The organism is Leptospira venezuelensis (assembly GCF_002150035.1).
In the GTDB taxonomy this organism is placed as follows: domain Bacteria; phylum Spirochaetota; class Leptospiria; order Leptospirales; family Leptospiraceae; genus Leptospira_B; species Leptospira_B venezuelensis.
Genome location: NZ_NETS01000010.1, coordinates 1,257,776 through 1,284,297, shown reverse-complemented (window position 1 = coordinate 1,284,297; position 26,522 = coordinate 1,257,776). Strand labels below are relative to the sequence as shown.

Annotated in this window: 28 protein-coding genes and 1 tRNA gene; 15 read left to right on the top strand and 14 right to left on the bottom strand. The window is 39.3% G+C overall.

Features of this window, described 5'->3' with window-relative positions:
• Window position 1: 1 nt before the first annotated feature.
• The 3 genes from B1C82_RS13225 to B1C82_RS13215 are packed head-to-tail and all read left to right on the top strand — an operon-like array spanning window position 2 to window position 2,329.
• On the top strand, window positions 2-748 hold the full coding sequence (locus tag B1C82_RS13225) for an NRDE family protein (protein WP_086448005.1): 747 nt from the start codon (window positions 2-4) through the stop codon (window positions 746-748).
• Between the two features lie 7 nt (window positions 749-755).
• The gene (locus B1C82_RS13220; protein WP_086448004.1) at window positions 756-1,139 is read left to right on the top strand and encodes a PilZ domain-containing protein; all 384 of its coding nucleotides are present in this window, start codon (window positions 756-758) and stop codon (window positions 1,137-1,139) included.
• Window positions 1,136-2,329 (top strand): MFS transporter, encoded by a 1,194-nt coding sequence (locus tag B1C82_RS13215; protein ID WP_086448003.1) that lies wholly within the window; start codon window positions 1,136-1,138, stop codon window positions 2,327-2,329. The genes B1C82_RS13220 and B1C82_RS13215 overlap by 4 nt, the downstream gene beginning before the upstream one ends.
• A gap of 52 nt (window positions 2,330-2,381) precedes the next feature.
• On the opposite strand, the gene B1C82_RS13210 is transcribed toward B1C82_RS13215, so the two are convergent.
• Together B1C82_RS13210 and cueR are read right to left on the bottom strand one after the other, a co-directional pair.
• Window positions 2,382-3,527 (bottom strand): hypothetical protein, encoded by a 1,146-nt coding sequence (locus tag B1C82_RS13210; RefSeq protein ID WP_086448002.1) that lies wholly within the window; start codon window positions 3,525-3,527, stop codon window positions 2,382-2,384.
• A 283-nt stretch (window positions 3,528-3,810) separates the two neighbouring features.
• Window positions 3,811-4,200, bottom strand: coding sequence for a Cu(I)-responsive transcriptional regulator (cueR, locus tag B1C82_RS13205; RefSeq protein ID WP_086448001.1), 390 nt, complete (start codon window positions 4,198-4,200; stop codon window positions 3,811-3,813).
• A gap of 137 nt (window positions 4,201-4,337) precedes the next feature.
• Here cueR and B1C82_RS13200 point away from each other — a divergent pair, with 137 nt between their 5' ends.
• From B1C82_RS13200 to B1C82_RS13165, 8 genes are all read left to right on the top strand, one after another.
• On the top strand, window positions 4,338-4,544 hold the full coding sequence (locus tag B1C82_RS13200) for a heavy-metal-associated domain-containing protein (RefSeq protein ID WP_086448000.1): 207 nt from the start codon (window positions 4,338-4,340) through the stop codon (window positions 4,542-4,544).
• Window positions 4,545-4,549: 5 nt separating this feature from the next.
• The gene (locus B1C82_RS13195; RefSeq protein WP_086447999.1) at window positions 4,550-4,972 is read left to right on the top strand and encodes a hypothetical protein; all 423 of its coding nucleotides are present in this window, start codon (window positions 4,550-4,552) and stop codon (window positions 4,970-4,972) included.
• The gene (locus tag B1C82_RS13190; RefSeq protein WP_106407695.1) at window positions 4,956-7,319 is read left to right on the top strand and encodes a heavy metal translocating P-type ATPase; all 2,364 of its coding nucleotides are present in this window, start codon (window positions 4,956-4,958) and stop codon (window positions 7,317-7,319) included. The genes B1C82_RS13195 and B1C82_RS13190 overlap by 17 nt, the downstream gene beginning before the upstream one ends.
• A 76-nt stretch (window positions 7,320-7,395) precedes the next feature.
• Window positions 7,396-8,232 (top strand): adhesin OmpL37 family surface protein, encoded by an 837-nt coding sequence (locus tag B1C82_RS13185; RefSeq protein WP_086447998.1) that lies wholly within the window; start codon window positions 7,396-7,398, stop codon window positions 8,230-8,232.
• Window positions 8,233-8,307: 75 nt separating this feature from the next.
• Window positions 8,308-10,269 carry a DUF4178 domain-containing protein gene (locus tag B1C82_RS13180; RefSeq protein ID WP_086447997.1) on the top strand — a complete coding sequence of 654 codons (1,962 nt, stop codon included), beginning with the start codon at window positions 8,308-8,310 and terminating at the stop codon, window positions 10,267-10,269.
• A gap of 9 nt (window positions 10,270-10,278) precedes the next feature.
• Window positions 10,279-10,479: a hypothetical protein gene (locus tag B1C82_RS13175; RefSeq protein WP_086447996.1), complete on the top strand. Its 201-nt coding sequence runs from the start codon at window positions 10,279-10,281 to the stop codon at window positions 10,477-10,479.
• A gap of 1 nt (window position 10,480) precedes the next feature.
• The gene (locus B1C82_RS13170; protein ID WP_086447995.1) at window positions 10,481-11,980 is read left to right on the top strand and encodes a polyamine aminopropyltransferase; all 1,500 of its coding nucleotides are present in this window, start codon (window positions 10,481-10,483) and stop codon (window positions 11,978-11,980) included.
• Window positions 11,981-12,127: 147 nt separating this feature from the next.
• Window positions 12,128-12,505, top strand: coding sequence for a hypothetical protein (locus tag B1C82_RS13165; protein WP_086447994.1), 378 nt, complete (start codon window positions 12,128-12,130; stop codon window positions 12,503-12,505).
• Here B1C82_RS13165 and B1C82_RS13160 read toward each other — a convergent pair.
• From B1C82_RS13160 to B1C82_RS13115, 10 genes are all read right to left on the bottom strand, one after another.
• A complete protein-coding gene (locus B1C82_RS13160) occupies window positions 12,480-14,504 on the bottom strand; it encodes a SpoIIE family protein phosphatase (protein WP_086447993.1) in 2,025 nt (674 codons plus the stop codon). The two genes, B1C82_RS13165 and B1C82_RS13160, sit on opposite strands and share 26 nt — an antisense overlap.
• Window positions 14,505-14,515: 11 nt before the next feature.
• Window positions 14,516-14,995 (bottom strand): EVE domain-containing protein, encoded by a 480-nt coding sequence (locus B1C82_RS13155; protein WP_086447992.1) that lies wholly within the window; start codon window positions 14,993-14,995, stop codon window positions 14,516-14,518.
• Window positions 14,992-16,971 (bottom strand): ATP-dependent zinc metalloprotease FtsH, encoded by a 1,980-nt coding sequence (ftsH, locus tag B1C82_RS13150; protein ID WP_086448602.1) that lies wholly within the window; start codon window positions 16,969-16,971, stop codon window positions 14,992-14,994. Before ftsH ends, B1C82_RS13155 begins: the two co-directional genes overlap by 4 nt.
• Before the next feature lie 176 nt (window positions 16,972-17,147).
• Window positions 17,148-17,711: an aminoacyl-tRNA hydrolase gene (gene pth / locus B1C82_RS13145; protein ID WP_086447991.1), complete on the bottom strand. Its 564-nt coding sequence runs from the start codon at window positions 17,709-17,711 to the stop codon at window positions 17,148-17,150.
• A 42-nt stretch (window positions 17,712-17,753) separates the two neighbouring features.
• Window positions 17,754-18,389, bottom strand: a complete 636-nt coding sequence (locus B1C82_RS13140) for a 50S ribosomal protein L25/general stress protein Ctc (protein WP_086447990.1) — start codon at window positions 18,387-18,389, stop codon at window positions 17,754-17,756.
• An 18-nt stretch (window positions 18,390-18,407) separates the two neighbouring features.
• The gene (locus tag B1C82_RS13135) at window positions 18,408-19,349 is read right to left on the bottom strand and encodes a ribose-phosphate diphosphokinase (protein WP_086447989.1); all 942 of its coding nucleotides are present in this window, start codon (window positions 19,347-19,349) and stop codon (window positions 18,408-18,410) included.
• A complete protein-coding gene (locus B1C82_RS13130) occupies window positions 19,346-20,101 on the bottom strand; it encodes a sugar phosphate nucleotidyltransferase (RefSeq protein WP_086447988.1) in 756 nt (251 codons plus the stop codon). The genes B1C82_RS13135 and B1C82_RS13130 overlap by 4 nt, the downstream gene beginning before the upstream one ends.
• A gap of 25 nt (window positions 20,102-20,126) precedes the next feature.
• Window positions 20,127-20,202: transfer RNA gene (locus B1C82_RS13125), tRNA-Gln, on the bottom strand.
• Window positions 20,203-20,212: 10 nt separating this feature from the next.
• Entirely contained in the window at window positions 20,213-21,106 is an 894-nt protein-coding gene (locus B1C82_RS13120; RefSeq protein WP_086447987.1) for a 4-(cytidine 5'-diphospho)-2-C-methyl-D-erythritol kinase, read from the bottom strand.
• Window positions 21,107-21,151: 45 nt separating this feature from the next.
• On the bottom strand, window positions 21,152-22,105 hold the full coding sequence (locus B1C82_RS13115; RefSeq protein WP_086448600.1) for a helix-turn-helix transcriptional regulator: 954 nt from the start codon (window positions 22,103-22,105) through the stop codon (window positions 21,152-21,154).
• 162 nt (window positions 22,106-22,267) lie between these two features.
• On the opposite strand from B1C82_RS13115, the gene B1C82_RS13110 reads away from it, so the two are divergent.
• Both B1C82_RS13110 and B1C82_RS13105 read left to right on the top strand, forming a co-directional pair.
• Window positions 22,268-22,573: a hypothetical protein gene (locus B1C82_RS13110; RefSeq protein WP_086448601.1), complete on the top strand. Its 306-nt coding sequence runs from the start codon at window positions 22,268-22,270 to the stop codon at window positions 22,571-22,573.
• A 129-nt stretch (window positions 22,574-22,702) separates the two neighbouring features.
• On the top strand, window positions 22,703-23,110 hold the full coding sequence (locus B1C82_RS13105) for a 5-fold beta-flower protein (protein ID WP_086447986.1): 408 nt from the start codon (window positions 22,703-22,705) through the stop codon (window positions 23,108-23,110).
• A gap of 85 nt (window positions 23,111-23,195) precedes the next feature.
• On the opposite strand, the gene B1C82_RS13100 is transcribed toward B1C82_RS13105, so the two are convergent.
• Window positions 23,196-24,761 (bottom strand): LA_3751/LA_3752 family putative glycosyltransferase, encoded by a 1,566-nt coding sequence (locus B1C82_RS13100; RefSeq protein WP_086447985.1) that lies wholly within the window; start codon window positions 24,759-24,761, stop codon window positions 23,196-23,198.
• Window positions 24,762-24,889: 128 nt separating this feature from the next.
• Here B1C82_RS13100 and B1C82_RS13095 point away from each other — a divergent pair, with 128 nt between their 5' ends.
• A complete protein-coding gene (locus tag B1C82_RS13095) occupies window positions 24,890-25,126 on the top strand; it encodes a hypothetical protein (protein WP_086447984.1) in 237 nt (78 codons plus the stop codon).
• A 61-nt stretch (window positions 25,127-25,187) separates the two neighbouring features.
• Here B1C82_RS13095 and B1C82_RS13090 read toward each other — a convergent pair whose 3' ends face one another.
• Window positions 25,188-25,523, bottom strand: coding sequence for an LIC10421/LIC12816 family protein (locus B1C82_RS13090; RefSeq protein ID WP_086447983.1), 336 nt, complete (start codon window positions 25,521-25,523; stop codon window positions 25,188-25,190).
• 574 nt (window positions 25,524-26,097) lie between these two features.
• Here B1C82_RS13090 and B1C82_RS13080 point away from each other — a divergent pair.
• On the top strand, window positions 26,098-26,520 hold the full coding sequence (locus tag B1C82_RS13080) for a VOC family protein (protein ID WP_086447981.1): 423 nt from the start codon (window positions 26,098-26,100) through the stop codon (window positions 26,518-26,520).
• Window positions 26,521-26,522: the final 2 nt, after the last annotated feature.

Genomic DNA, 26,522 nt, shown 5'->3' with positions numbered 1-26,522 from the left:
AATGTGCACTTCTATAATTTATAGAGACCCAACTAAAGGAATACTTGGAGTAGGATTTAATAGAGACGAATCCTTCAAAAGAAAACCCTCTCTTTCGCCTCAACTGCTCGAATCCAATTCAGGAAAGGCAATCGCTCCAATCGATGGAGAAGCAGGAGGTACTTGGATAGGAGTCACTCAAACTGGAGAAATCATCTGTCTAGTAAATTATTACGAAGCTACTTTAAAATTACTTCGTAATCCTGTGAGTAGAGGATTGTTAGTCCGCTCCATTCTGCTCGGAGAAAGAACTCCTGAGTCTTATACAGATTCAGAGTTGGAAAAATATTATCCATTCAAACTATTCAAAGTCGGTAAAGAGAAGACCGAAATTTTTGTCTGGGATGGTAAAACTTACCAAACAGAAACAGGCTCCGAAACATTTGCAGTATTCGGAAGTTCATTCACGCAGGGACCCAAGGCCCAAGTGGCCAGAAGAGAAACCTTTGAAACAAGTTTTCGTCCTTCTTCCCTTCCTGATGCCACAAATTTTGCAAAGATTGCTAAGTCTTTCTTATCTTCTCATTTGCCTGAACAAGGCGCTTTATCGCCTTGTATGCATAGAAGAGATGCACATTCAGTTTCCAGAACAGTAATTGTTTTAGATGGAGCCTCTGTTTATTTCTCTTACAAGAATTCTCAACCTTGCGAAGAAGGACCTGAAGAAGATTACAATTTCACTTTGACTGATTTTCGAACTTCTGCATGATTGTCGTATGGCGGGCACTAACTCCCTTTTCGACGATAAATACGAATACCGGGACCCTTCTCAACAGAAGAGAAAGAACGCTCGCGTCAAAATCACCATCGATGGCGATTTTATAGTTAAGGGTCGGACCCAAAGATTTCCAGTATTCATCGTTGATATAGGAACTGGGGGAGCGGGTATTGAGACTCGCACTTCCGTTTTCGAAGGTGACCGGATCATTCTATTCGGAAATATCAACGGTAAAAATATGGAACTTGAATCAGAAGTGATCCGAGTCTCCGGAAAAAAAGCAAACGTAATCTTCATCAGCCTTTCGGAAGAAGACAAAGATCTTATCCAAGACCTGATCCATAAAAAGTTTTTCGACAAAGACAAAAAGCCTCTATCCTGAAAAAAATCACCAAGGCAGTCTGGGTACTTTCCTTCATCAGTTTTTTCACTGATGTATCCAGCGAAATGTTATATCCTATCATGCCTCTTTATTTAAAGAGCATAGGCTTCTCTGTGATTTTGATCGGTGTCCTAGAAGGGTTTGCAGAAGCAATCGCAGGGCTTAGCAAAGGTTATTTCGGGCGACTTTCTGACCAAAACGGCAAGAGAGTTCCATTCGTTCAATTCGGTTATTTATTAAGCGCAATCTCCAAACCAATCATGGGATTTTTTACCTTCCCTCTTTGGATCTTTTTATCTAGGACGATGGATCGATTTGGTAAAGGGATCAGAACAGGTGCAAGAGACGCATTACTTTCCGACGAGGCAACACCAGAAAGTAAAGGTACTGTTTTTGGATTTCATCGTTCTATGGACACTTTAGGCGCGGTGATCGGACCTACATTTGCTTTAGTATTTTTACATTTTTATCCTGAAAACTATTCCATCCTATTTTTTATCGCTGCAGTCCCAGGACTCTCAGCATTTCTGATCTCAGGTCTTCTGAAAGATAAGAATAAAGAAAAATTAGTAACACAAGAGAATTCAAACTTTCTTTCTTCTTTTCTCTATTGGAAGAATTCGCCGATCTCTTATCAAAAGTTAGTGATCGGACTTTTGATTTTTGGACTGATCAACAGCTCTGATCTTTTTCTTCTTTTAATGGCAAAAGCAAAAGGTTTAGAAGATTCTCAGGTAATTGGAATATACATTTTTTATAATCTAGTTTATGCTGCATTCTCTCTTCCTGCGGGCATCTTAGCCGACAAGATTGGGCTTAAACCTACTTTGATTTTCGGATTATTCGCTTTTACTCTTGTGTATGGAGGTATGATATTCGCAGAAGATAAAATCCATTTCTATTCCTTATTCTTTTTATATGGAATTTATGCTGCCAACACGGAAGGAATTTCCAAGGCATTGATCACCAATATCACTCCTAAAACAGATTCCGCTTCCGCTATTGGAACATTTGCAGGTTTGAATAGTATTGCTGCATTGATTGCGAGTAATCTTGGTGGATTGATTTGGTTTTATTTTGGGCCTAAATGTATGTTCCTTTTAGCTGCTATTGTTTCCACATTTGTTTCTTTCTATTTCATTCGTCTTTCGGCAGAAAACAAAGATCTTATTCAAGACCTGGATTCATAAAAAGTTTTTCTATAAAGACGAAAAGCCTCTATATTAACCTTTTCTCAGGATACTATTCCGAATAGTCATGTGGAAACGCATCCGCAAATTCCTTTTTCATTTTTTCAAGTATCATTAAAAGTTCCGTTCCAATTTCCGGATCTCCTATTTGAATCGCACAAGTTCCCGCCTTCTCCAATAAATTCCAAGACACATCTTTTAAGTTCGTGTATTTCATTTGTTCGATTGCCCATTCATAAGCCTCTTTCCCGAGAGAATTCTTTGGATCCTTAAAATGGAGGAAAATATCGAAGGAGTTTTCTACAAGAAATCTCCCCAAATTTACATTTCTCCAATCTTCAATATTTTCCAAACATACGATTGCATCACAAATTTTTTTCCAAGAAATTTCGGGTCGACCCGACTGTAAATACAGTTTACTTAAAGTTTGAAGACAACTCGCTTTATTCCAATCATTCAATGCGAGGATGAAAAGTTGTTCGTTTGCAAATATCTCCCATTCAAGATTCTGAAGAGTTTGAGCATAACTTGATAAAAACCAACAATTATCTGAATCCCAATCTTTAACCAAATTTTTCCATTCAATAATCTTCTCTCTTAGAATCTCCTCTTCCCCAATGAGTTCTGCCATCCATATCTGATCGTCTAAACTAGCAAAATCCTTCTTTATATCATATTGTGAAGTCATGGATGAAAACCAATGATCTAAATCTTTCTCTTTGATATCGCAGAGTTCCGGCGATGCCTCCATATACTCATAAAATAATTCTTTTAATTCATTTTGGGAACTGTTCACATATGCAAAGGTTTCCTCAATCCCCGCAGAGATTATATATTGCCGATCATAACCACAATGCGCGTCAAAGTTTGCTCTTTTAGCCTCCAAAAAAAGCCAAACATTTTCAAGATTTCGAAAACGAGAAAGCAGAAAAGAATTTAACTCAAGAGATGCCAGCCCGCTTCGGGAAACCGAGTTACTGTTCATCTCAATTTCTTGCTTTATTAATATCTTTAATAAAGACTCGTCTTGCTCGGAAGGATCGAATCTCATTCCGAGCAGAATTTTAAATCTTCGTCTTTCGTTTAAATCGTAAGATTCGTCCTCTTTCTCATCAATCTGCTCGAGATATTGAAATTCGGAGATATCGATTTCTCCTTTCCTAAGTTTTCTAGCTAAATTTATACATTCTTGTATCATAATTATGGTGTGGCAAATTTTTTCGTTCTAATATTCTCTATCTGTATTGGCGATTTGTCGGACAAAATTCTTTATTATGGATTGGCAATTTTGGGCTATGCAAATAAGGAAAGCCCCACCCTCATTGGGTGGGGGCCGGCCGGTGGTACCCGTTCGAGTAGCATAAAAGTCTTTCTTTAGCAAGCCGATTTTCAACAGAGATTTCTGTTGGAATTCCTACAGGATTTCTTCAAATTATTTTATAGACAAAAATACAAAGATAAATTCCCGATTAGAATTTTTTCTACTCCCCTTCTAACTCCTCCAAAATAGGACAATCTGGTCTATGGTCTCCGTGGCAATGTTTTGCCAAATGAGTAAGTGTATCGCACATAGATTGTAATTCTAAAATTTTTGCCTGCATTTCTTTTACATGAGTCATGGCAAGAGTTTTGACCTGGGCACTTGCCCTGGATTTATTTTTCCAAAGTCCCAATAACTGTTTGATCTCCGACAAAGAAAATCCAAGACCTCTAGCTCTTTTGATAAATCTCAATGTATGAATATCTTTTTCTGAATACAGTCGATATCCAGAATCTGCGCGAATGGGCTTAGACACTAATCCAATAGATTCATAATGCCGGACTAATTTTGGGTTTACACCTGATAATTTGGCTACTTCTCCGATATTCATAAAACATAACCTTCCAACTATTAGAAGGTTAGAAAATCCTATTTTTTTTGAAAATGCGATTTTTTTTTTGGATTTGGGTCTTGACCTTCCCACTATTGGAAGGTTGAGAATAGAAGTATAGATCAAGGAGAAACAAAATGTACGAGATCAAATTATCAGGAATGACCTGCGACCATTGTGTAAAGACAGTATCGAAAACAATCCAATCCTTCGATTCAGATTCTAAACCCACGGTGGACCTAAACTCCCAAACTGCACGTTTCGAAACAAAAAAAGATATCTCTTCACTTTCTAAACTTTTAGAAGAAGAAGGTTATCCAGTAGTTTCTATCAACCAGGAGTAATAGTTATGAATCAAAGATTGATTTTTATTGCTGCCCTGGCATTTCTCTTCAATTTCCCTATCTTTTCACACGGAGAGAATAAGCCAGGACCTCACGGAGGATTGATTAGAATGCCAGGAGACTTTCATGTCGAAATTTTGGACTTGGGAAATTCAAAGTTTCGGATCTATCTTTTAGATATAAACTTCCAAAACCCGAGTTTAAAAAGTTCATCCGTCAATGCGAAGATAAGAACATCGGAAGGTTACAAAAATCTATCCTGTGAAACTTTGGATAATTCTTTTATTTGTGAAGGAGATCCTAAAGTAAAGAAAACGAAGGGAGAATTAATTCTTATTTCGATCCGCGAGAACTCTAAAGGATCGGAAATTAAATTAGAATTACCTCTTAAGAAGGATAACGGAGGAAATCATGAACACAAACATTAAAGAGAACCAAACCTCTTCCATTTCCCCAGAAGAAAAAACATCCGAGATCACATTGGATCTTTTCGGAATGACATGTGCTAACTGTGCAAGAAGGATTGAAACAGGTTTAAACAAAGTCCCGGGAGTAGAAGAAGCTCGAGTAAATTTCGGAAGAGAAACTGCATTCGTAAGATTCAACGAGTCAGTAAATTCTTCACAATTATTCTCTAAAGTTGAGTCCTTGGGTTATTCAGCAAAGGAACATTCAGAGAATAATTACAAAGAAACAGAAGAGCTCCATCGAAAAGAAAGGTCCAAATTAAAATCCAGATTTTTGATCTCTCTTTTATTTACGGCTCCTTTATTCTATTCCATGGTTTCTCACTTTTCTTTTTTGGAATTCCTGCCGAACCCAAAAGCTCTTATGCACCCCTGGATACAATTCGTTTTGGCATTTCCAGTTCAATTCTGGATTGGATTTCCATTTTATAAGAGTGCATTCAGAGCGATCAAAAACGGAAGCGCGAACATGGATGTATTGGTCGCCTTAGGCACGACCGCTGCATTCGGATACAGTCTTATACTTTCACTCTTACAAGGGATCCAACATGCGGATCTATTCTTCTTGTCTTTCTGGGAAGAAGGTACACATGTACATTCACTTCCGCCTTTATACTACGAAACATCCGCAGTATTACTTTCTTTTATACTCGCAGGGAAATGGATGGAAGCGGAAGCAAAAGGGAGAAGTTCATCTGCGATCCAGACCTTATTGGAATTAAAACCAGAAACAGCTCGTATTAAAAAAGATGAATCTTGGTCGGAAATCCCAACAGAATACGTAAAAAAAGGAGATGTCCTACAAGTCAGACCAGGAGAAAAATTCCCAGTAGATGGAATCGTTATTGAAGGCTTTAGCTCTGTAAATGAATCCATGTTAACAGGGGAAAGCCTTCCCTTAGACAAAAAGAAAGACAGCCCGGTATTCGGAGGAACAGTAAACGGAAATGGAAATCTGATCGTACAAGCTACTTCAGTAGGTTCAGAAACAGTACTTGCATCTATCATCAAAACTGTTGAAGAAGCGCAGAGTTCCAAAGCGCCGATCCAAAAAATTGCGGATAAAATTTCTGCGGTATTTGTTCCCGCAGTCATCCTGATCTCTTTGTTTAACTTTTTATTATGGTTCTTCTTTTTAGAAGTTGGAGAGCTAGGCTCCGCTTTAGAAAAATCAATCGCTATCTTAGTAATCGCATGTCCTTGCGCCTTAGGTCTCGCAACTCCAATCTCAATTTTAGTAGGAACGGGAAAGGCTGCAAGTATCGGGATCTTATTCAGAAATTCTGAAGTTTTAGAAACCACAGCTTCTCTCAATCTGATAGCATTTGATAAAACTGGAACGATCACCGAAGGAAATCCTTCCGTGACAGATTATAAGTTTGTGGGAGAAGAGTCGGATCTACTTTCTTCTTCTGCCTCTGCGGAATCAGCATCTTCTCACCCATTAGGAAAAGCAATCGTTTCCTTTGTAAAATCAAAAGGTTATTCTGTCCTTTCTCCTGAAAATTTACAGACTGTTCCTGGACTTGGGATTACTGCCAAAGTGAATCAAAATGAGATCAAGATTGGAAAACTGGAATTTTTCGAAGAGAAAGAAAGTTTGCCTAAGGATTTATTAGAAATTTCGAATTCTTGGGAGAAGGCTGGCAAAACAGTAGTTTGGGCAAAATCGGAGAATAAGAAAAGTAACAACTCCGATAGCACCGCCGGTTCCGCTATAGATCCGGCTCACAAAGCCGTTGTTGGATCTCCTACATGGATCATCTTTGCGATAGAAGATACAATCCGTCAAAATGCGAAATCGGCATTAGAAAAATTGAATTCTCTAGGAATTGAAACTCTATTATTAACCGGAGATCATCTATCCGTGGCAGAGAGTATCTCGTCAAAAGTTGGGATCAAAAATGTGCATGCTTCTCTTCTTCCAAAAGAGAAAGCAGAGATACTTTCTGATCTACAATCCAAAGGAAAAACGGTGGGGATGACAGGCGATGGTATCAATGACTCGCCTGCATTGGCAAAAGCAGATGTAGGATTTGCTATGGGCACAGGAACAGGAGTCGCAATCGAAACTGCCGGAGTAGTTTTAGTCAAAGGAGATCTGGAAAAGATTGCTGAAGCAATCCTTATCGCTAAGGCAACGACTGGAAATATCAGACAAAATTTTTTCTGGGCACTTGCTTATAACACTCTTGGAATCCCAATTGCGGCAGCAGGGCTTTTAGCTCCATGGATTGCAGGTGCAATGATGGCTTTCAGTTCTGTTTCCGTAGTCCTAAATGCACTCCGACTTAGGAAAAGGACATAAGACAAAAAATCGTTCAGTAAAATTTATCCTGTAACGGGGTTCAATTTGGACCCCTCCTATTTCCGAAAATCCTAATATGGGATCGAAAAGAAATCTTACATACATCATTCTTCTTTTTGCATTTCTAGTTCTTCCTTTCGGACAAACAAAAGCGGACTTGGACAGCAACAGAGCTACAGCTTTAGTTCGAGTAGAAAGAGGATTAAAACAAAACGAATTTCATCTAAAGGCAATCAACAGCACAATCTCTAACTACGGAACAGAAGAAGATAAAGCATTATTCCGAAGATGTTTACAACATCATATTGAGACATTCACTCTGTATTTACAATTCGATCTCGCGCACTCTTACGACGAGATGCGCCAAACCCAAAGATTATTGGTAATATTATACCATAATATTGTAGAAGCATCTGCTTCTAGTGTAAGAAGAGAATTGGATTTTTTATCCAAATACGCTCTTAGGACAAAAGACGCAGAAGCGAGACATCATTTGGAAATGGGCTACCGAGAATTTGGCGCCTCCAACCAAAAGAAAACAATCGCAGACAATACAAGACCTTATTTGCCAGGGATCAAAACACAGTATCTGTATGAAGCTCTGAAATTATTAAAACAATCCAGAGAATACGTCATTCTTCTCTCCTTAAAATTTCTTTCCGACTTCGAACCAGATCTGCAAACTACGGAATTCGAAGAAATTTATAATGAGATCAACCGTGCAATGTTCAGCAAAGCCGACTATTATAATCGTATCCATTTCGATAACCATTTTCATATCTTCAATTCTCCAAACTTATATGAAGCTACTTGGGAAAATCCAGGCCTCCAAGAATTGGAAAAAGCTTTGGGAGACATTGATCCCGCCAGTGATCGGGCAAGAAGAATGGCGAAACGCTCTGTTATCCCCTAAAAATTCAGGAAATTTCTTTCGACATCTGAAAACCAGGATTGACAGAGTATCCTCCCGAAGTTATCACCTTTCTTTGTGTCCGAACTAAGTTGTCCTAATTGCGGAGCCCCGGTCCCTATCATTAATAAGGCCTCCGTTTACGCGGTTTGCTCCAGTTGTAAAACTCTCTCCCTCAAAAAAGATGTAAATCTTGAAAAGATAGGCACAGCGGGAGAACTCGCTGACGATCATTCCATCATTCAACTTGGGACGCAAGGAAACTATAAAGGTATTCCCTTTCGAGTCATAGGAAGGATCCAACTTAAATTCGAATTAGGTTTCTGGAACGAATGGCATCTCATGGAAGGAGACGGCAGTTCTGCTTGGTTAGGAGAAGCCCAAGGTTCATATTATTATACAAAACTAAATGTTGGAATTCCAGCGGACAAGATCCCTACCTTAGAAGGCGATGAAGATCCAATCGTAATCGCTTCAGGCCGAAGAGAAAGGATCACTCCAGGAGACAGTTTCTACTTAGGAGAAAACTGGACCCTAAAAGAGATCATGAAAGCTACCTGTATCGGTGGAGAAGGTGAACTCCCCATTGGATTCCAAACCGGATACGAAGCAGTCTTATTGGATCTTGCAAACGAAGACGGATTATTCGGAACCTTAGATTATTCAGAATCTCCTGCATTATTATTCTCCGGAAGTTTTGCTCCATTAGAAGAATTGAATTTAACCGGTCTTAGGCAAGAAGAAGTCGCTTACAACCAGACACAAATCCCCGCAAAGTCGATTGAATGTAAAGGTTGTGGAGCTTCTCTCAATCAATTCAGCCCTGATTTTTCGAAATCCTTAGCCTGCGAATATTGTGGATCCGTAATGGATACTGAAAGTGCTGATCTAAAGATTATCGCTAAATTTGATGAGATCTCCAAAGATAATGTTCTACTTCCTTTGGGAACTCCTATCAAACTGCCGAACTTTCCTGAATCCAAGGTAATTGGTGTTTTACGGAAATCTACTGAGGTGGACGACGAAATCTACACTTGGACTGATTATCTTCTTAGATACAAAGGCGGGTACGCGTGGCTGAACGAGAATGGAGATAATTGGACCTATTTCGAACCACTTACAGGAATTCCAAAATGGGCGCCTGGGCTAAAACGTATCTTCCAGAAAAGATCCTATAAATGGTTCGCTAATTCTGATTCTCACACTGACTTCGCATTAGGAGAATTTTACTGGAAAGTCTCGGCTGGTGAAAGGGCAGATATCGAAGATTTTATTTCTCCTCCATATATGATCTCTTCCGAACGAACTGATAAGGAAATTTTCTGGTCCAAAGGAATATTCATACCATTCGATACAATGAAGAATGCAGTTCCTTTGGATACGGCTTCTAAATTAAGAAAACCTGAAATAGTTGGAGTATGTGAACCTAATCCATTCAAGATTAGATTAAAACGAAATCTATGGATGGCCGCAGCGCTTACTGTCGTATTTTTAGTATTCCAAGTATATGGATGTATCAAGGCTAAAAACCAAGTAGTCTATGAAGGAAAATTCAAATATGTCCAGACCTCGACTCCTAACTCAGAAATAGGAAGTTCAAATTTTAGGGACAATTCTTTTGTAACGGATGTATTCGAACTAAAAGGTTCTGCAAACGAGAACGTAGAAATCCAGATTGAAGCTCCTAACTTGGACAATAAGTATCTATTCTTCTCCGCTGCTTTAATAAACGAAGATACTGACACAGCCTACGATACTTCCATTGAGACGAGCTATTATCATGGAGTTGACGACGGAGAATCCTGGTCAGAAGGATCTAAATCCGATTCCAAATCTTTAGCGGAGATCCCTCCAGGAAGATATTATCTTAGATTAGAAAGCCAATCAGACTTCCCGGAAGGTTGGGGTTCCGTTTACAATGTGAAGATCATAAGAGATGTGATGAGTCCTGCTCCGTTCTTCTTATTTTCTATCTTCTTATGGCTACCTTTGATCTATACTTTTTTCAGAAGTTACTCTTTCGAATCAAAAAGAGTTTAAGGATTTATTATGTGGAATTTTTTAAAAGGTCTTGTTTATCCTTTCTTTGCAGTCTCAATGGGCCTTGGGTTTTTCTCAGAATATAGTAAAGGTGGCGCTACTACTGATTTTGAAGAAGTGAACCAAGTCCCAAAAACTGTCAGACAGAATCCAGGGATATATCGTTCTCATTACGCTTGGTTCACCAGAAATTTCCCAGGGGGAAAATAAACTGCAGAGGGCCCTATTAATCTCCGTCTTAATCCTTTCTTCCTGCGGGTTAGTATACGAACTATTAGCAGGCACTGTAGCGAGTTATCTACTAGGAGAAACAGTTACTCAATTCTCTTTAGTCATTGGGGTTTATTTATTCTCCATGGGTATCGGAAGCTGGCTTTCCAGATACCTGATAAAAGATCTGATCCCTAAGTTCTTAGATGTAGAACTTGCATTAGGTCTTTTAGGTGGATTCAGTGCTGCAATTTTGTTTTTAAGTTTTGGACAAACTCGGATCTTTCAGGTCCCACTCTTCAGCATTGTAGTAGGAGTTGGGACTCTTGTCGGAATGGAGATACCTTTACTTCTCCGTATCCTAAAAAATAAATTAGGATTTCGTGATATGGTCTCCAAGGTGCTTAGCTTGGATTATGCAGGGGCGCTTTTGGCTTCATTGGCATTTCCTATCTTCTTTGCACCTAAATTAGGAATGGTAAGAACTTCCTTCTTTTTCGGATTATTAAATGCAGGAACGGCATTATGGGGCACATTCGTTCTCCCTCTATCTGAAAAACATAAAAATCTTTTAAGAGCTAAATCCGTTATTGTGCTGACCTTACTGGGATTAGGGTTCGCATTTTCTGAGATGATCACTTATTACAGTGAAGAAAATCTATTTTCGGATGAGATTATATACTCCAAACAAACCAATTTCCAAAAGATCATAGTCACTCGATATAAAAGTGAACTTAGACTCTTTTTAAACGGGCATCTACAATTCAGCTCTAGAGATGAGTATCGATACCACGAGACATTGGCGCATCCGGCCCTTCTTTCTCATCCAAACCCAAAAAGAGTATTGGTGCTTGGAGGAGGAGACGGTTTAGCAGTCAGAGAGATCTTAAAATATCCAAGTATAGAATCTATCACGCTAGTTGATTTAGATCCTGAGATGACCCGGATATTTTCAGAACAGCCAATCCTCACAGAGATTAACGGATCTAGTTTAAAAAATCCTAAAGTAAAAGTCCAGAATGCAGATGCTTTTTTATGGTTAGAAGAATCTAACTCAGTATTCGATGTTGTGCTGATAGATTTTCCGGATCCAAGCAACTTCTCCATTGGAAAATTATATAGCACTGCGTTTTACAGAAGTTTAAAGAGAAGATTAAACGAATTTTCAATTGTAGAGATACAATCCACTTCGCCTTTATTTGCGAGAATGTCCTTCTGGTGTGTAGAAGCCACTCTTAAAGAATCCGGTTTTAATACTAGGGCATTGCACGTTTACGTTCCTTCCTTCGGAGAATGGGGATTTATTTTAGGGTCTGTTGGAAAATTGGGAGGATACAGAAAAGATCTTCCTGCAGGATTAAAATTCCTGAATGAAACAGAACTCAAATCTATTTCGGAATTTCCCCAAGACATGTCCAAAGTACCGACTGAACCGAATCGATTAGATAACCAAAGTCTTGTACGCTATTACGACCAAGAATGGAATCGTATCTTAGATTAATAAGATCCCGAACTTCTCTCTTCTCTTAGGTTCCCAAAATTTCATAAGTGTACAATTTTTCGAAACCATGATTCTTTCTTAAAATGCGGAAAGAACTTCCCTAAACTTACAAAGACTTAAAAATAGAGGAAAAAGAGGACTTCTTAGATGAACCGTAAACTTAAAAATGTCTGCATTGTTCTATTATTCTTACTAGGCGTTTCCACGTCCTACGCGCAAACCGGGACTACGGAAACCACCTTGCATGACTTTATGGAAGATTATACTAAACCTGCTTCCAAAAAAGCAAAAAAAGGCGATAAGGCAGCTCTTGAAAGGATCTTAAAAGAAGTTCCAAACTGGGCCTTAGATGAACAAAAAGCAAAATGGAAAGAGATCACTGATAAGGCTCTTGCTTCAGGAGATTTGGAATCTTCCTGCAAAAACTGTCATAAAGAATATAAAAAAGAATATAAGAAGAGTTACAGAAAGCGCCCGATCCAAGTTTCCAATGAGCTGATCAGCTTTTTGAAAAACTCGAAGTAGTTTCCTTAATCTCGCTCTCATCAGGGATCGGCAAATAATCTAAGACGAGAAAAGTCAAATCGTCTTCGAAATGTTTTCTGTTCCCTGTAAAACTTCTGACTATAGTAAATAGATCCTCTCCGAGTTTTTCTCCAGAAGATTGCATATGTTCGCTTAACAATTTATAAAATCTCTGGAATCCGTAAATTTCTCCACTTTTACTTCTGGCTTCGGTAATTCCATCTGTATAAATGATCAAACGATCTCCAGGTTTCATCTGAAATTCGATTACAGAGTTTTTTAAGTTAGGATCCATTCCCATGATCCAACCAGGTAAGAAAATTTCTTTAGTCTCTCCTGATTCTTTATCTATAGCAACAATCGGAGGATGCCCTGCATTAGAATAAGTCACCTTCCCATTTGCGGGATCAATTATCAGGTAGGCCGCGGTGATGAAATGTTTTCCATACTTACCACTTAAAGACCTGTTAATACTTCTTAAAACTTCTGCTGGATCTTCATTCTTTCTGGATTCAATGGAGAATGCCAACTTCACCATAGAAGAAATAATCGCAGCAGGTACACCGTGACCGGAAACGTCGGATAGAAAGATACCCAACTTACCGGATTCCAATTGGTGAAAATCATAGAAATCCCCACCCACGGAACTTGCAAACTCCCCTCTTACAGAAAGTTTCAAATTTTTTACCTCAGGCAGGCGATCCGGAAGAATGGACTCCTGCAATTCTCTCGCTATCTTAAGCTCTTGTTCAATTTCGGTTAACTTTAACTGGCTTTCATAATTTTCCAATCGAGCCTGCAATGAATCTTTCTCTAATGTTTTGATCCTATCTGCCAAAGCAAAAGAAAGAAGTGTCATCTCGACCAAAGAACCGAATTGAGCGGACCAATGAGTAAGTTCTGTATCCTGGATAATGGATAAGTTCCTTAGAGCAGTGATCAAAACAAAAAGGATTAAAACGGACCATGCCAATAGGAAATAACGTGCAGGACGATATCCTCTTCTCAAACGGACCGCGGCGGAATAGATCACTAAAACAGCGGCCAAGAAAGGGTACCAAGACACAGACCAGATCATTGGCCCATAAATGCTAGAGAACAAAGATGCAATAAATCCAAAAATCGCAATCGCAGACAATATTAAGAAAGCATAATTCTTCCAACCGGTTTCTCTTTCCATATGTAAGAAGGAACGAGTAAACAAAAGGGAAAATGCGACAGACAAGAATGCAAAACCTGTCAGATAATCATTCCATGAAGTTGCCGGCGCTGGGATCAGATACTGAGCACCAACTCCAGTGACAGCCATCTGCCAAAGTCCATAAAACAGCAAATAGAAAACGTAGAAGAAATAACTGGAATCCTTTACCACAAAGGCAAGAAATCCGTTATACACTAACATGATCCCTATCGCCCCAAAGAAAATCCCTAAAAACAAATTCTCCATTTGGATATGAGCAGCAAATTCCTTAGGAGCCCAAGCCTGGAAATTCAGAACCAAGGATCTTCTTGTAGAAGCATGTATTAAAAATTCTTCCTGTTTGCTTGGAGGAGTTTCTATTAAGAATGCGGGTTGGATATAGGACATCCTCATATCCCTAGAAAGTTCGGACCAAGCCCATCCTTGAGGGCTCCAAACTCTTTTATAAACAGTAAGATTTTCCATTCCTGGATTATTCAAAACTAAATACCAGGAAATCGTTCCTTCTTTAGGAGGAGCTTGTATCTTGAACTTAATTAAGAACTGATCGTCGGTGAAACTATAAGAGAGACTATCCTTATCCATTCTAGTCCAGTCGCCAGTCTCCAAGTCAGTAAGAGTCTTCAGATCTCCAGGTCGGATCTTTCTGATAAAAGTGAATTTATTTATAGGAGTTCCAGACATGGAACCGGAGATCGGAAAAACTGGAATATCTTCCTGAGAATATAGAGAGTCTATACTTAGGATAAGGATCAGCAGAATAAGGCTGAAGTTCCGAATTTTTCGGAAAATATTCACTAAAAATCTCCCTAACCGGGGAGACTTTTTGCCCCGGCCAATTTACAAATATAATGAAAATGTTCTTCGCTGACTGGCTGGATAGAAAGTCTACCACCCGGCTGCAAAAGCACCATTCCTTTTAGTTGCCCGTGGGATCTTAATTCTTCTAGCGAAATTGGGCGAGAAAATTTTTCCTTAAATTTCACATCTACCATGAACCAGGTCGGTTTCCCTGGATCACTTTTAGGATCATAATACTTATGTTTCTTATCAAACGCGAAATGATCTGGATATCCTTCTTTGACTACTTCTGCAAGCCCTGCTACATGAGGGGGTTTAGTGCTGCTATGGTAGAATAGGATGAGATCTTTTTTTTTGATCTCATCCCTTAGGTAATTTCTTGCTCCATAACCTCTGACACCTTCCCAAGGAGCTGTTTTACCAGGAGAAGAAGCCAGGGTATCAATGGAAAAAACGTCAGGCTCGGTCTTAAAAAGCCAGAATTTCATTCAATGCCAGTAGAATAAGCGGGTTTGTTAGAAATTTCTCCCGACTTCTCCTTTTTATTAGAACGTTCTGTTTTCTTTTTAGTTTCTTCATGAGCCGGGTGAACGATTGCCATCAACTCTTCGTGAGCGACTGTTTCTTTTGCAAGAAGAGCTTTTGCCAAATTCTCGAACTTAGTAGAGTTCTTACGGACCAGCTCTCTTCCCTTATCTAGGCATGTCTGAACGATCCCTCTGATCTCTTTGTCGATCATTGCAGCAAACTCTTCGCTATAAGCCTTATTACTTTGGCCCATATCCCTTCCGAGAAAAGGACTCTCATGACCGCTTCCGTAATTGATCGTACCCAGTTTTTCGGACATTCCCCAATCACAGACCATTCTTCTTGCGATATTGGTAGCTTGTTGGATATCATTGCTGGAACCAGTAGAAGTCATTTTAAACTTATACTCTTCCGCGATGAATCCGCCCATACAAACTACGATCTGATCCAGCCAATACGCTTTCGTATGAATATGTTTGTCTTCTGTAGGAAGAGACTGAGTAAGTCCTAATGCTCTTCCTCTCGGAATGATTGTAACCTTATGAACCGGTTCTGTATATGCCAGAAGTGTTCCTAAAATCGCATGGCCTGCTTCATGATACGCAATCACTTCTTTTTCCTTTTCGGAAATGAAGAAGGATCTACGCTCAGGACCCATCATCACTTTATCACGGGCTTCTTCTAATTCTTCTTGAGTTACACGTTTTTTATTCTTACGTGCAGCAAGTAACGCAGCCTCGTTGATCAAATTAGCAAGATCCGCACCTGTAAATCCAGGGGTTCCTCTTGCGATCGAGTTCAAAGAGATATCGCTGGTTAACGGAACTTTTCTAGAATGCACTTTTAGGATCTGCTCTCTTCCGACTAAGTCAGGAAGATCTACAATCACTTGGCGGTCGAAACGTCCCGGTCTGAGTAACGCAGGATCCAAAACGTCAGCACGGTTTGTAGCTGCCATTACGATCACACCTTCGTTCTTCTCGAAACCATCCATCTCAACTAACATTTGGTTTAGGGTCTGCTCTCTTTCGTCATGACCACCGCCCCATCCGGCTCCACGCAATCTTCCCACTGCATCGATCTCATCAATAAAGATGATACATGGAGAATTTTTCTTACCTTGTTCGAAAAGGTCTCTAACGCGAGAAGCTCCCACACCAACAAACATTTCTACGAAGTCAGAACCAGAGATACTGAAGAATGGAACTCCAGCTTCTCCTGCAACTGCTCTAGCAAGTAGAGTTTTACCTGTTCCTGGAGGGCCAACTAAAAGAACTCCAGTTGGGATTCTTGCGCCCATAGCTTGGAATTTTTTAGGATCTTTTAAGAATTCTATAATTTCTACTAACTCGGTTTTAGCTTCTTCACATCCCGCAACGTCTGCAAAACTTACTTTAACTTTTGGATCTACAGTCATCTTAGCTTTAGATTTTCCAAAAGAGAACGCCTTATTACCGGTCGACTGAACCTGACGCATAATAAAAAAATAAAATACGAAAATACCGATCAATCCGATCAGAAGGAAGGAACTCAACATTCCGAATCCTTGACTACTTTCCGCAGGAACTACTTCGAAATCTATATTCGTTTTTCTTAAAGCAGTAAGGAAATCTTTGTCCAAAGGTGCCGGAATGATAGTTTCAAACTGAACGATCGGTTTTGTAGTTCCTTCGTCAGCTGGTTCGTAGCAACCTTTGATCATTTCTCCTTTTAGGATTAGCTTATCGCAACCAGGGAAATTAGAATCTTTGGTTTTGACTAATTTTCCCTTAGGCTTTGAATTAGCATCCGGTTCTACCATGTTCATAAATTGGGAGAACGGTAATACTCTCGGCTTCTCCAGAACATTGTGGATATGTGGTACAAGAACTGCCAATCCTAGGATTACTAAGATAAAAAGTATAAGTAATCTAAGACCTTTATTATTGTTATTCATGTGTAACTCCCAAGCTCCGCCATCTCTTCGGAGCCACATTCTTCCCGTAGGTTAGACTAAAGGAAGCAGGCATTGGACCTGCCGGAATCGTAAACCGGATACTATTTGGAAACCGTTTCGAGTGAAAAGGTTCCCCATAATCAGAGTCCCTTTTTTTCCGGAAAAGTAAAGGATTTTTACAATCTGTATTTTTCGATCACGTCTTCTATATCGCCCAAACTGATAGAGCGAATTGCGGCTTCCGCGTCGTTGATGATCTGGATCAAACTTAAGTTTTCTAAAGGTTGGAAATCTTCCTTCAAAAATCCGTCCAAATTTGTGCCATCAAATTGGTCGTTTCCGATCCCGATACGGATGCGGATAAAATTTGGAGAACGTAAGGATTGGATCACTGATTTGATCCCAGGATTTTCGTTTCCGTTAGCTCCCTTATCCACTACAATTTTACCCAAGGGTAAGGTTAAATCTTCGTGGATTACTAGAATATCCTGTACCTGAATTTTCAGGAAGGAAGCTATGTACAGTACGGACTCTCCCGAAAGATCGCTGAAGGTTTGAGGTTTTAATAATACGACCTCTTCTCCTTCAAAATCGCCTCGCCCGATCAAAGACTTTTTCTTTTTAGTCTTGATCTCAACGTTGATATTATTGGCGATCACGTCCAAAATTTTGAAGCCGATATTTGCTCGGTTATTATTGTATTTGTCTCCGGGGTTACCCAGTCCGACGATTAGCTTCATACAATAACGTACTCCAATTTTTTAGATCTCGGGAAGGGAAAATTATTTCCCTTTTTTAGCTCCGGCTTTTGCTCCCGGCTTCGCTCCGGCAGCTTCCTTAGCTTCTGCTCTTTCTTGAGCAAGTAAAGCTTTGGTTTTCAGAACTGCAGCTACGATTGGATCACCATTAACTAAAATTTCCCAGCTTGCAGGAACTTTCAGGTTACTAACTTTGATAAAATCGCCTACATCTAGATCAGTTACATCTAGAACCAGAGTCTCAAGTAGATCCTCAGGAACAGTTTTCACACGAATCTCATGGATCAAATGGTCGAACTGACCACCCATCTTAGAACCTTTTGCAGTTCCCTCAGTGCGAATTCCGATCTTAGTAACGATCTTCTTACCAGGCTCAACTTTGTAGAAGTCTACGTGGCGAATTCTGTCGATTTCAGGAAAACGTTGTACTTCTTTAACGAAAACCTTTTGGATTCCTTCTCCCTCTACTTCCAACTCGATTAGAGTGGATTGACGGATTCCGGAATGAACTAGCTTTTCAAGTTCTTTCTCGTTTACAGAACCAGATGCGGCATTTCCGCCTCCGATAATATTAATAGGGACTTGTCCATCAGCGCGAAGACGATTGTTTATGTTCTTGCCTGTTTCAGTCCTTTTTTTAACAGCTAATTTGTGGCTCATTGTTTTTTACCCTTGTTCTTATATAAATAGGTCACTGACCGATTGATTGGTCGATATTCTCTGAATCGCCGCCGCGAATAACGGAGCTACTGAGAGAGTTTTTAACTTAGTGATTTTTTTGGACTCTGGTATCTCGATCGTATTAGACAATACGACCTCCGTGAAAGGAGTAGAGTTCAAACGATCAATAGCTTCTCCGGAAAGAACTCCATGAGTAGCAGCACAATATACAGATTTAGCTCCATTTTTTAATAGAGCGTCAGCCGCTTTACAGATCGTGCCTGCAGTATCGATCATATCGTCCAGAAGGATACAATTCTTACCTTCTATCTCTCCGATCACGTTCATCACTTCGGAAACGTTTGCCTTTGGTCTTCTCTTGTCTATGATCGCTAAAGTTGCGTTCACTTTTTTACCAAAGGATCTAGCTCTTTCCGCGCCGCCAGAATCAGGAGAAACGATAACTAGATCATCGAATTTCTTGCTTAAGATATATTCTACCAGTACTGGATTAAAGTGTAAATTATCCACAGGCACTTTGAAAAAACCTTGGATTTGGTCCGCATGAAGATCCATCACGATCACTCTTGTCGGCCCTAAGGTCTCGATCAGATCTGCGACAACTCTTGCAGAGATTGGAACTCTTGGTTCCGCTTTTCTATCTTGGCGTCCATAGCCGTAATAAGGGACAACTACAGAAATACTTTCTGCAGAAGCACGTCTTAACGCGTCCATGATCAAAAGTAATTCCATTAGATTGTCGTTTGCAGGAGCAGAAGTAGATTGGATAACGAATACGTCTCTTCCTCTTACGTTCTCTTCTATCTTAACCGCAATCTCTCCGTCGGAAAATTTACGAAGATTGATCTTACCCGGAGCTATTCCTAACTCTTGGCAAATTTCATTTGCGATAGTACGATTAGAAGATCCTGAAAAAACTGCGATATTAGAGCCGCTCATTTTGCACCCGCTCCATTTAAAACTGCTGCTAAGTTTTCCAAGTCTGTAGGAGAATTCACACCTTGGCTTTCTCCGCTGTTTTTAAGAATCACTGCGCCCAACTTTTTTCCTTCTTTTTTGTACAACCCTACTAGATCAGGGAGATAATATTCTCCCTGAGCATTGCTGTTTCCTATTTTTCTAAGAGATTCGAAAAGAATTTCGGAACTAAAAACATAAGTTCCAGTGTTGATCTCGTTTATTTTTTTCTGTTCCACATCTGCGTCTTTTTCTTCAACGATTGCGGTTACTTCTCCGGAAGAATTACGAACGATCCTTCCGTAACCAGTAGGAATATCTACCTTTGCGGAAAGAAGAGTAGCGGAGAATTCATTTTCAACATGAGTGGAAACGAGAGAACTAAATGTATCCCCTGTGATCATTGGGACATCCCCACAAGCTACAAGGATAGGACCTTTATGAGATTTAACAAATTCTTCGGCACTTAATACTGCGTGAGCTGTGCCTAATTGCTCTTTTTGTTCAGCGAAACGAATGCCAGGAATTCCTGTGCAAAGTGCTTGGACTTCTTCTTTTTTATAGCCTACAACTATGACTATGTCATTGATACCCGCTTCTTTGAGGTGATCAATAACATGGTTTAAAAGGGGCTTTCCATTTAAAGGAACAGCCACCTTTGGGAGCTCCGTCTTCATGCGGGTTCCCTTTCCCGCAGCTAATACTACGGCGACTGCTTCCTTTTTGGCGTCCATTCAGTAATCCGGTGAAATCAAACAGTGGCTGGGCCGATAGGATTCGAACCTATGAAATGGCGGTACCAAAAACCGCTGCCTTACCACTTGGCGACGGCCCAGTTTCATTCTTTAATAATTAAAGCTTACAAACGTAAGGTCGGGAAATTCCGTTTGCATTTTGGCTAACAGCTCTTCCCGTATTTCCAATCCCTGCACCAAACCATAGATACAAGATCCTGATCCAGTTAAGGAGGAGTAACTAGCTCCATTCGCCAAAAAACTTTCCTTTAATTTCCCTAGTTGGGGAAACTTTTGGAAGGCAAGAGGCTCGAAGTCGTTTACGAGCTTTTCTCTCAAAGCCGCCCAATTTCCTTCTTTTAAAGAAAACTCGACGTCATTGTCTAGAGAAATCCATCTTTTCGAGGGAGGGTCGGCTTGTAAAGGCTTTTTGAGACCTGCGTACATTTCAGCGGTCGAGAGTATCTGAGGAGTTAAGGCCAGAATCCCCTGTCCAGGATGAACTTGTATGTCCTTCAAGATCTCACCTTTTCCCGACACCAAACAATGACTTTCGGATAAGAAGAATGGAACATCTGCTCCAATCTCAGCTGCCAGTTGGAATATATGGTCCGAATTAAACTCAGGACTTAGACCAAAATAAAAAGAGAAAAGTGATGCTGCGTTGGTAGATCCACCACCCAGGCCTGCTGCAGGCGGAATTTTTTTAGTAAGATGGATTCTGACACCTGGAAGTTCTCTGTAATGAGCTCTGATCTTGGAAAATGTTTTGAAAAGAATATTCTTACTTAGGTCTCCTTTCTCGGAAACCTCGTCGTACAGTACTCTTTTTTCTAAAATGATCTGGTTATCAGAAACCAACTCGAAAGACCCAGGAGTGATTGGTTCTATCTGAATATCATCTCCCCAATTCAAGCGTAAGAATACACTCCGAATCTCATGAAATCCATCAGGTCTTTTGTAAGGGATCTCTAATCCTAGGTTGATCTTTGCGGGAGAAAGCAAGGTATATCCTGAATCAATGTTAAAGAGAGAGGAGTCAATCGATTCCTAGTTGGACTGATCCGAAGAAATTGTCTCCCAATAAGCCGCCATTCTTTCCTTTAAAGTAACAGGACTAACAAGAATTACATTCGGTCCAAAACCTTTTAGGACTGACAAAAACCAATCTTGGTTCCTAATCCTTGCTTTAGAAAGATAGTATGTAATATCTCCAATCTGCTTTTTGGTAGAAGTTCTTTCTAAATGTAAACGAGAATGCAGATTAAAATACACTTCTGCGGTATGATAGACCTCAGCAAAATCCGAATCTCCTTCTCCACCTTTTAGAAAATCTTTCAATTTGGAGATAGCATTCTTTCTTTCTTCGTCTGGGATCTCTGCAACATTCTCTTGAGTCCTGTTCAATTGAAGAATGGAATCCAATCTAAATGTCCTAGGGGCTTTTCTGGAATGGCAGTAGCCAATCAAATAGTCTTCTCTAAAACTTAAAAGTGCCCAAGGATCTACTATTCTAGATTCCGCTTCTGATTCACCCTGTGCACGATACTTGATTTGTAAGGATTTACCCTCAGAGATAGAATCCTCTATATTCTTTTTTAATTCGTTTTCGCTAGGAGTTCCTGCTGAAGGTAAAATTGTATGAATTTTATCTAATATAGATTTTAATACTTTTTTCCTGGAAGGACTTGTTTCTTTTTCATCCTCTTCCAAAAATAATTTTCGGATCGTTGCCCATTCTTTTACGCTCAGTACCAAACCTTGCTCAAGACTCAAAGGCAAACGGATGCCAATAGTTTCTCCATCATAATCCAGTTCCACAAATTGATCCGGAGTATATGGATAAGAACCTACCATGTACAATTTTCCCAGTTCTTTTTTCAGATCTTTTATATCATCTATGCCGGAATACTTGGAAAGATCCTCCAGACTCATTCTTTTGTTTTCTTGCAAAAGATGAATCACCGCTAGTTTGGTTTGGAGTTTTTTCGTACTTGGATTCATGCCGGACATTCTTTCTTTCGGGAAATTCAGAGACAATCAAAAATACGTATCATTTGAGAAGGATTTTCTCGAGTCCTTCTTTTTACCAAATCGTAACCGGAAACAACGGATTTTAAGACGGATGATACCAATTTGTCCGGTCTTTCTAATAGAATGCGCACTATGACCCAAACGTCTTTTTTAAAAAATACATTCAGACTTCTTCCTAAATTTTATCTGGAGTTATTTGATTCTGACCTAGTGTTCTTGGCCGCAGCACAGATAATCGGTAAGAGGATCTTAAAATTTCGAATAGATTCTAGAGTTTCCTATAAGAAAGGAGATGGAGTTTATGGAAGATTGTACGGATTGAAATCTAGTTTTTATATCCAGATCTCAGGAATTGTAAAAGAAAGAAAAGAGATCCAATCCAAATTCTATTCTAAGGTTTGCGAAATAGAATTAGAATCTGATGAGGAAATAGAATAGAAACTAACGTTACAATTTTGCTTTAACAATCGGAATGAACGATACATTTATAAGAAAATATCCCGCAAAAAGTATTTCCATACTTGTTACCCTATGCATACGAATGAGTAAGAATACGGAGATACATGAATGAAACCAATTTTGAAACTCGTAACTGCAATCCTCTTTTTAAGCGCTAGCTTGGGTTCTTTGCAGGCAGGTGATCTGAGAAAGAACGGATCTCTTATCGGAAGTATAGACTCCAGTGGTGACGTAAGGCTGAATGGATCTCTCGTTGGAAGATTTGAATCCGGCGGGGATGTTCGGAAAAACGGAAGCCTCATAGGTCGAATCGACTCTAACGGAGACATTCGAATGAACGGATCGCTAGTGGGTTCGATTGATTCCAGCGGAGATGTACGCAAGAACGGAAGCCTGATCGGACGCATTGATAGTAATGGTGACGTACGAAAAAATGGATCCTTGATCGGAAGTGCAGTGGGAATTCCTAGAGCGCAAGCCGCAGGATTCTTTTTCTTCTTCTTTTTAAACGAGTAAGATTGTAACAAGGTCCGCTTCGTTTTGCCTGCTTTCAACCGAGGAAGCAGCGCAAAACATTTCACTTCTCGCGCACTGCCCCGCTTTACTTTTTTTTCTCCATAGAAAAGATCAAAACATCTTCCTTATTTTCAGACCAAACCTTTTTGAAATCAGGACCCAAGCTTTGAGTAATACTCTCATAATATTTATTATTCAAAAAAGGATCAGACGCATCTAAACTTTGCGCGATAGGGTTTTTTGTTTGTACAAATAATATTTTCTTAAACTGCTCAGGATCATTCTTAGAGAAGAAATTCTTAATATGACCTTCCCTCATAAGCCAAACAGAAGGTGTTTGAAAAAAGTATTTTCCTAGAATCTGAGAATAAGTTCTGATCTGCACCACAACCAAGTCAGGTCTTTGTTCCAAATAGATCGCATTCAGTTTTGTAGTCTTCCTTCCAAACTTTCCTAAGATCTGTGTATAAGAAAAACTGACGTAAACCGAATAAAGAAGACTCACAAACAGAACAATTTTACCGATCTTACGATACTTCCCTACTATATTTTCGAGTAAGATCAAAAACATTCCTGCGAACGCAGGCAAACTCAAATGAAGATATCTGGAACCAAAATCAATAAGCCCATCATTCGGAGCAGAAATCACTAATGCGAAAAATGCGGCAAGACCCGAAAGAACAAATAGATCCCGATTCGAGATCTCAAATGTAAGACCTCTTTTTAAAGGATTCTTATTAAAGAAAATATAATATACAAAGAAGAGGAGAGCGATCAAGAATCCAGGAGTATATCCGAAAAAACCGATCCGATTTTGATTAGCGATCAAAAGCCCTGTATAAATTTTCCATTTCTTCCAAGGAAGTAGGAACATTGTAGGTTGGTTAAAGGAAAACCTCGGGCCTAATGGATGTCCATATAGAACATACTGTATGCCAAGTAAAAGCCCTATCCCAAGCAAAAATCCAAGAGAATAACTTAAAATTTTCTTTCGTTCTTCTATATTAGAAATATTATATATACTTAAGAAAAAAATAAAAGATAATGGGAATACGATACTCTCTATCCTAAACCAAGCAGCAGAAGCACAGATAAAGCCTGAACTTACAAACCGCATCCAGGAAGAAGAAGTGTCGGATCTCAAAAATAAAAAGCTTCCCCCTATAAACAAAAAGGAGGCAATTCCAACATCCGGGAAGAAATATCCATTTACTAAAAAAGGAGAGGCTAAAACCAAAACTCCCAAATAGATCGGATCCCAATCCCATAAGATCGAAAGGAATAATAAGGATAGAAGGATCAAAACCGAAACTGCAATGTATACGCCAGTGATCCCACTCCAAGGTAGAAATATTGCATATACATAACCTAATGCAACAGGGAATGGACTGATTAGTTCATCACCGATGCGAATACATTCATTTGAGCAATAATTTCCTTCCGGATCTAAACTTCGAGATGGCAATGCCAAATTGCCTGAAAGAAATCCATTCCGTCCTACGGACTCTCCCAATATAAATTTGCCCAAATGGTCGGAGTATAACTGTTCGCTGGGCTTCAATAAGAATGGATACAATAAAGGAAGAAGGAACAAAAAACAATAAGTGTACTTTGTCCATTTAGAATGTAACTTTCCACCCGGAAAACTCATCAGGGCAAATTAGAAGGTTCAAACCGTCTCACAATCCTTTTTCGGGACCTTCTATCTATCCAAATCGATTGACTCAAGGGAGGAAACCTGAAAGGGTCATAGAATCAAAGAATTTTCCGGAGAGTATTATGAAAAAATCGGTATTATTCGCAATTTGTTTCTTAGTCGCCGGAAGTTTACTCGGCCAAGACACAAGCACCCAAACATCAACCAGAGAAAAAATGGTCTGTGAACGTATGGATCTGGAAATCCAAAGCACTACTTACAACGACGCCTTAAGATGCGAAACCAAAGATGCTATTTGTTATATGATAGAAGGTTTCAGCATGAGTTGTTTCCCTAAAGATAAGAAAATCTCCAAGTAACAAAAAAAGGCGCCTTACGGCGCCTTGCAGTCGATGGATTTTTAGGATTTGTGACTACGAATTAAAGATTGTTTAGAAATTCTTGTGTTTTTGCAGCTTCTGCTTCAAGAGCTTTTGCTTGTTTCAAGAATTTTTCAGACTGAGCGTTGCTAGCGAGGAATTTTCCACCAGTAGAACGTTTAGCCAATGCTCTTAACTCTTCTGCTCTTTCGCTCTTTTGTTGAGCGATTGCTTTCAAGTAAGTAGCGACTGCAACTTTTTGCTCTTTAGTAACCGCAGCGGATACCAAAGCTTGCTCTAAAAGACGATCTTCAGTATCTTGAGAAACTGCAAAAACGGAAGATCCTGCTAAGAAGCCTACTACCAATATAAGAGAAGTGAGTTTGTTGATTTTCATAAAATTGAAACCTCAAGTTATTTATTTATATTTTCTGTTCTTGTTTTCGCTTATATCCATATGACCTACTTGCATCGACCAATGGAACAAAAAAATTTTCATACAAAGAAAAAATTAAAAATTTTTGTTAAACGAACTCAAAGAACCCTTTATCACATTTACATTTATTAGAATTATCTAATTTTCTAAGCACCTTGTTTCATATAGCTTCTATCCATTCATATTGAATAAAAAAGAAGCGAAATCGGATGATATCTCATTCCGCTGCTTGAATATAGTACAAGTATCGACCCGAAGGCTGTTTTTTTCAAGTCGAATCTCTATTACAAATTCGAAAAATGCTTATTTTTTGAGCACACAAATTAAGCATTTCGCTCCCAGGGTAAGCAAAAATGGGGTCAAAAAGGGTGTTTTTAGGGGGAAATCGAAAAAATCCAATATGGTGGAAATTTCAATTCTGCTCGATTTTTCATCTTAGCTTTGAGCTTGTCATAGGGAAAATCAGCAGGTTTCTTTCCTATAAAGAAGGCAGAAACCTTCTTTTTCAGGAGAAAATTCTCCTAAGGGACACAAAATGAAATACTTACACGCTATGATCCGAGTAAAAGATTTGGATCTCGCACTTGATTTTTTCTGCAATAAGTTAGGATTAAAAGAAACAAGAAGACATGATCATCCTGAAGGAAGATATACTCTTGTTTTCTTATCAGAATTGGATGAAAACTCTCCAGAGATCGAATTAACTTATAACTGGGACCAAGAAGGAGCTTATACAGGTGGAAGAAACTTCGGTCATCTTGCTTTTGAAGTGGATAATATCTATGAGACCTGCGCGAATCTTCAAGCTAAAGGTGTGATCATCAATCGCCCGCCTAGAGATGGAAGAATGGCATTTATTCGTTCTCCTGATTTAATTTCTATTGAGTTACTACAAAAAGGAAAATCTTTAGAGATCGCAGAACCTTGGAAAAGTATGAGTAATACCGGAGAATGGTAATC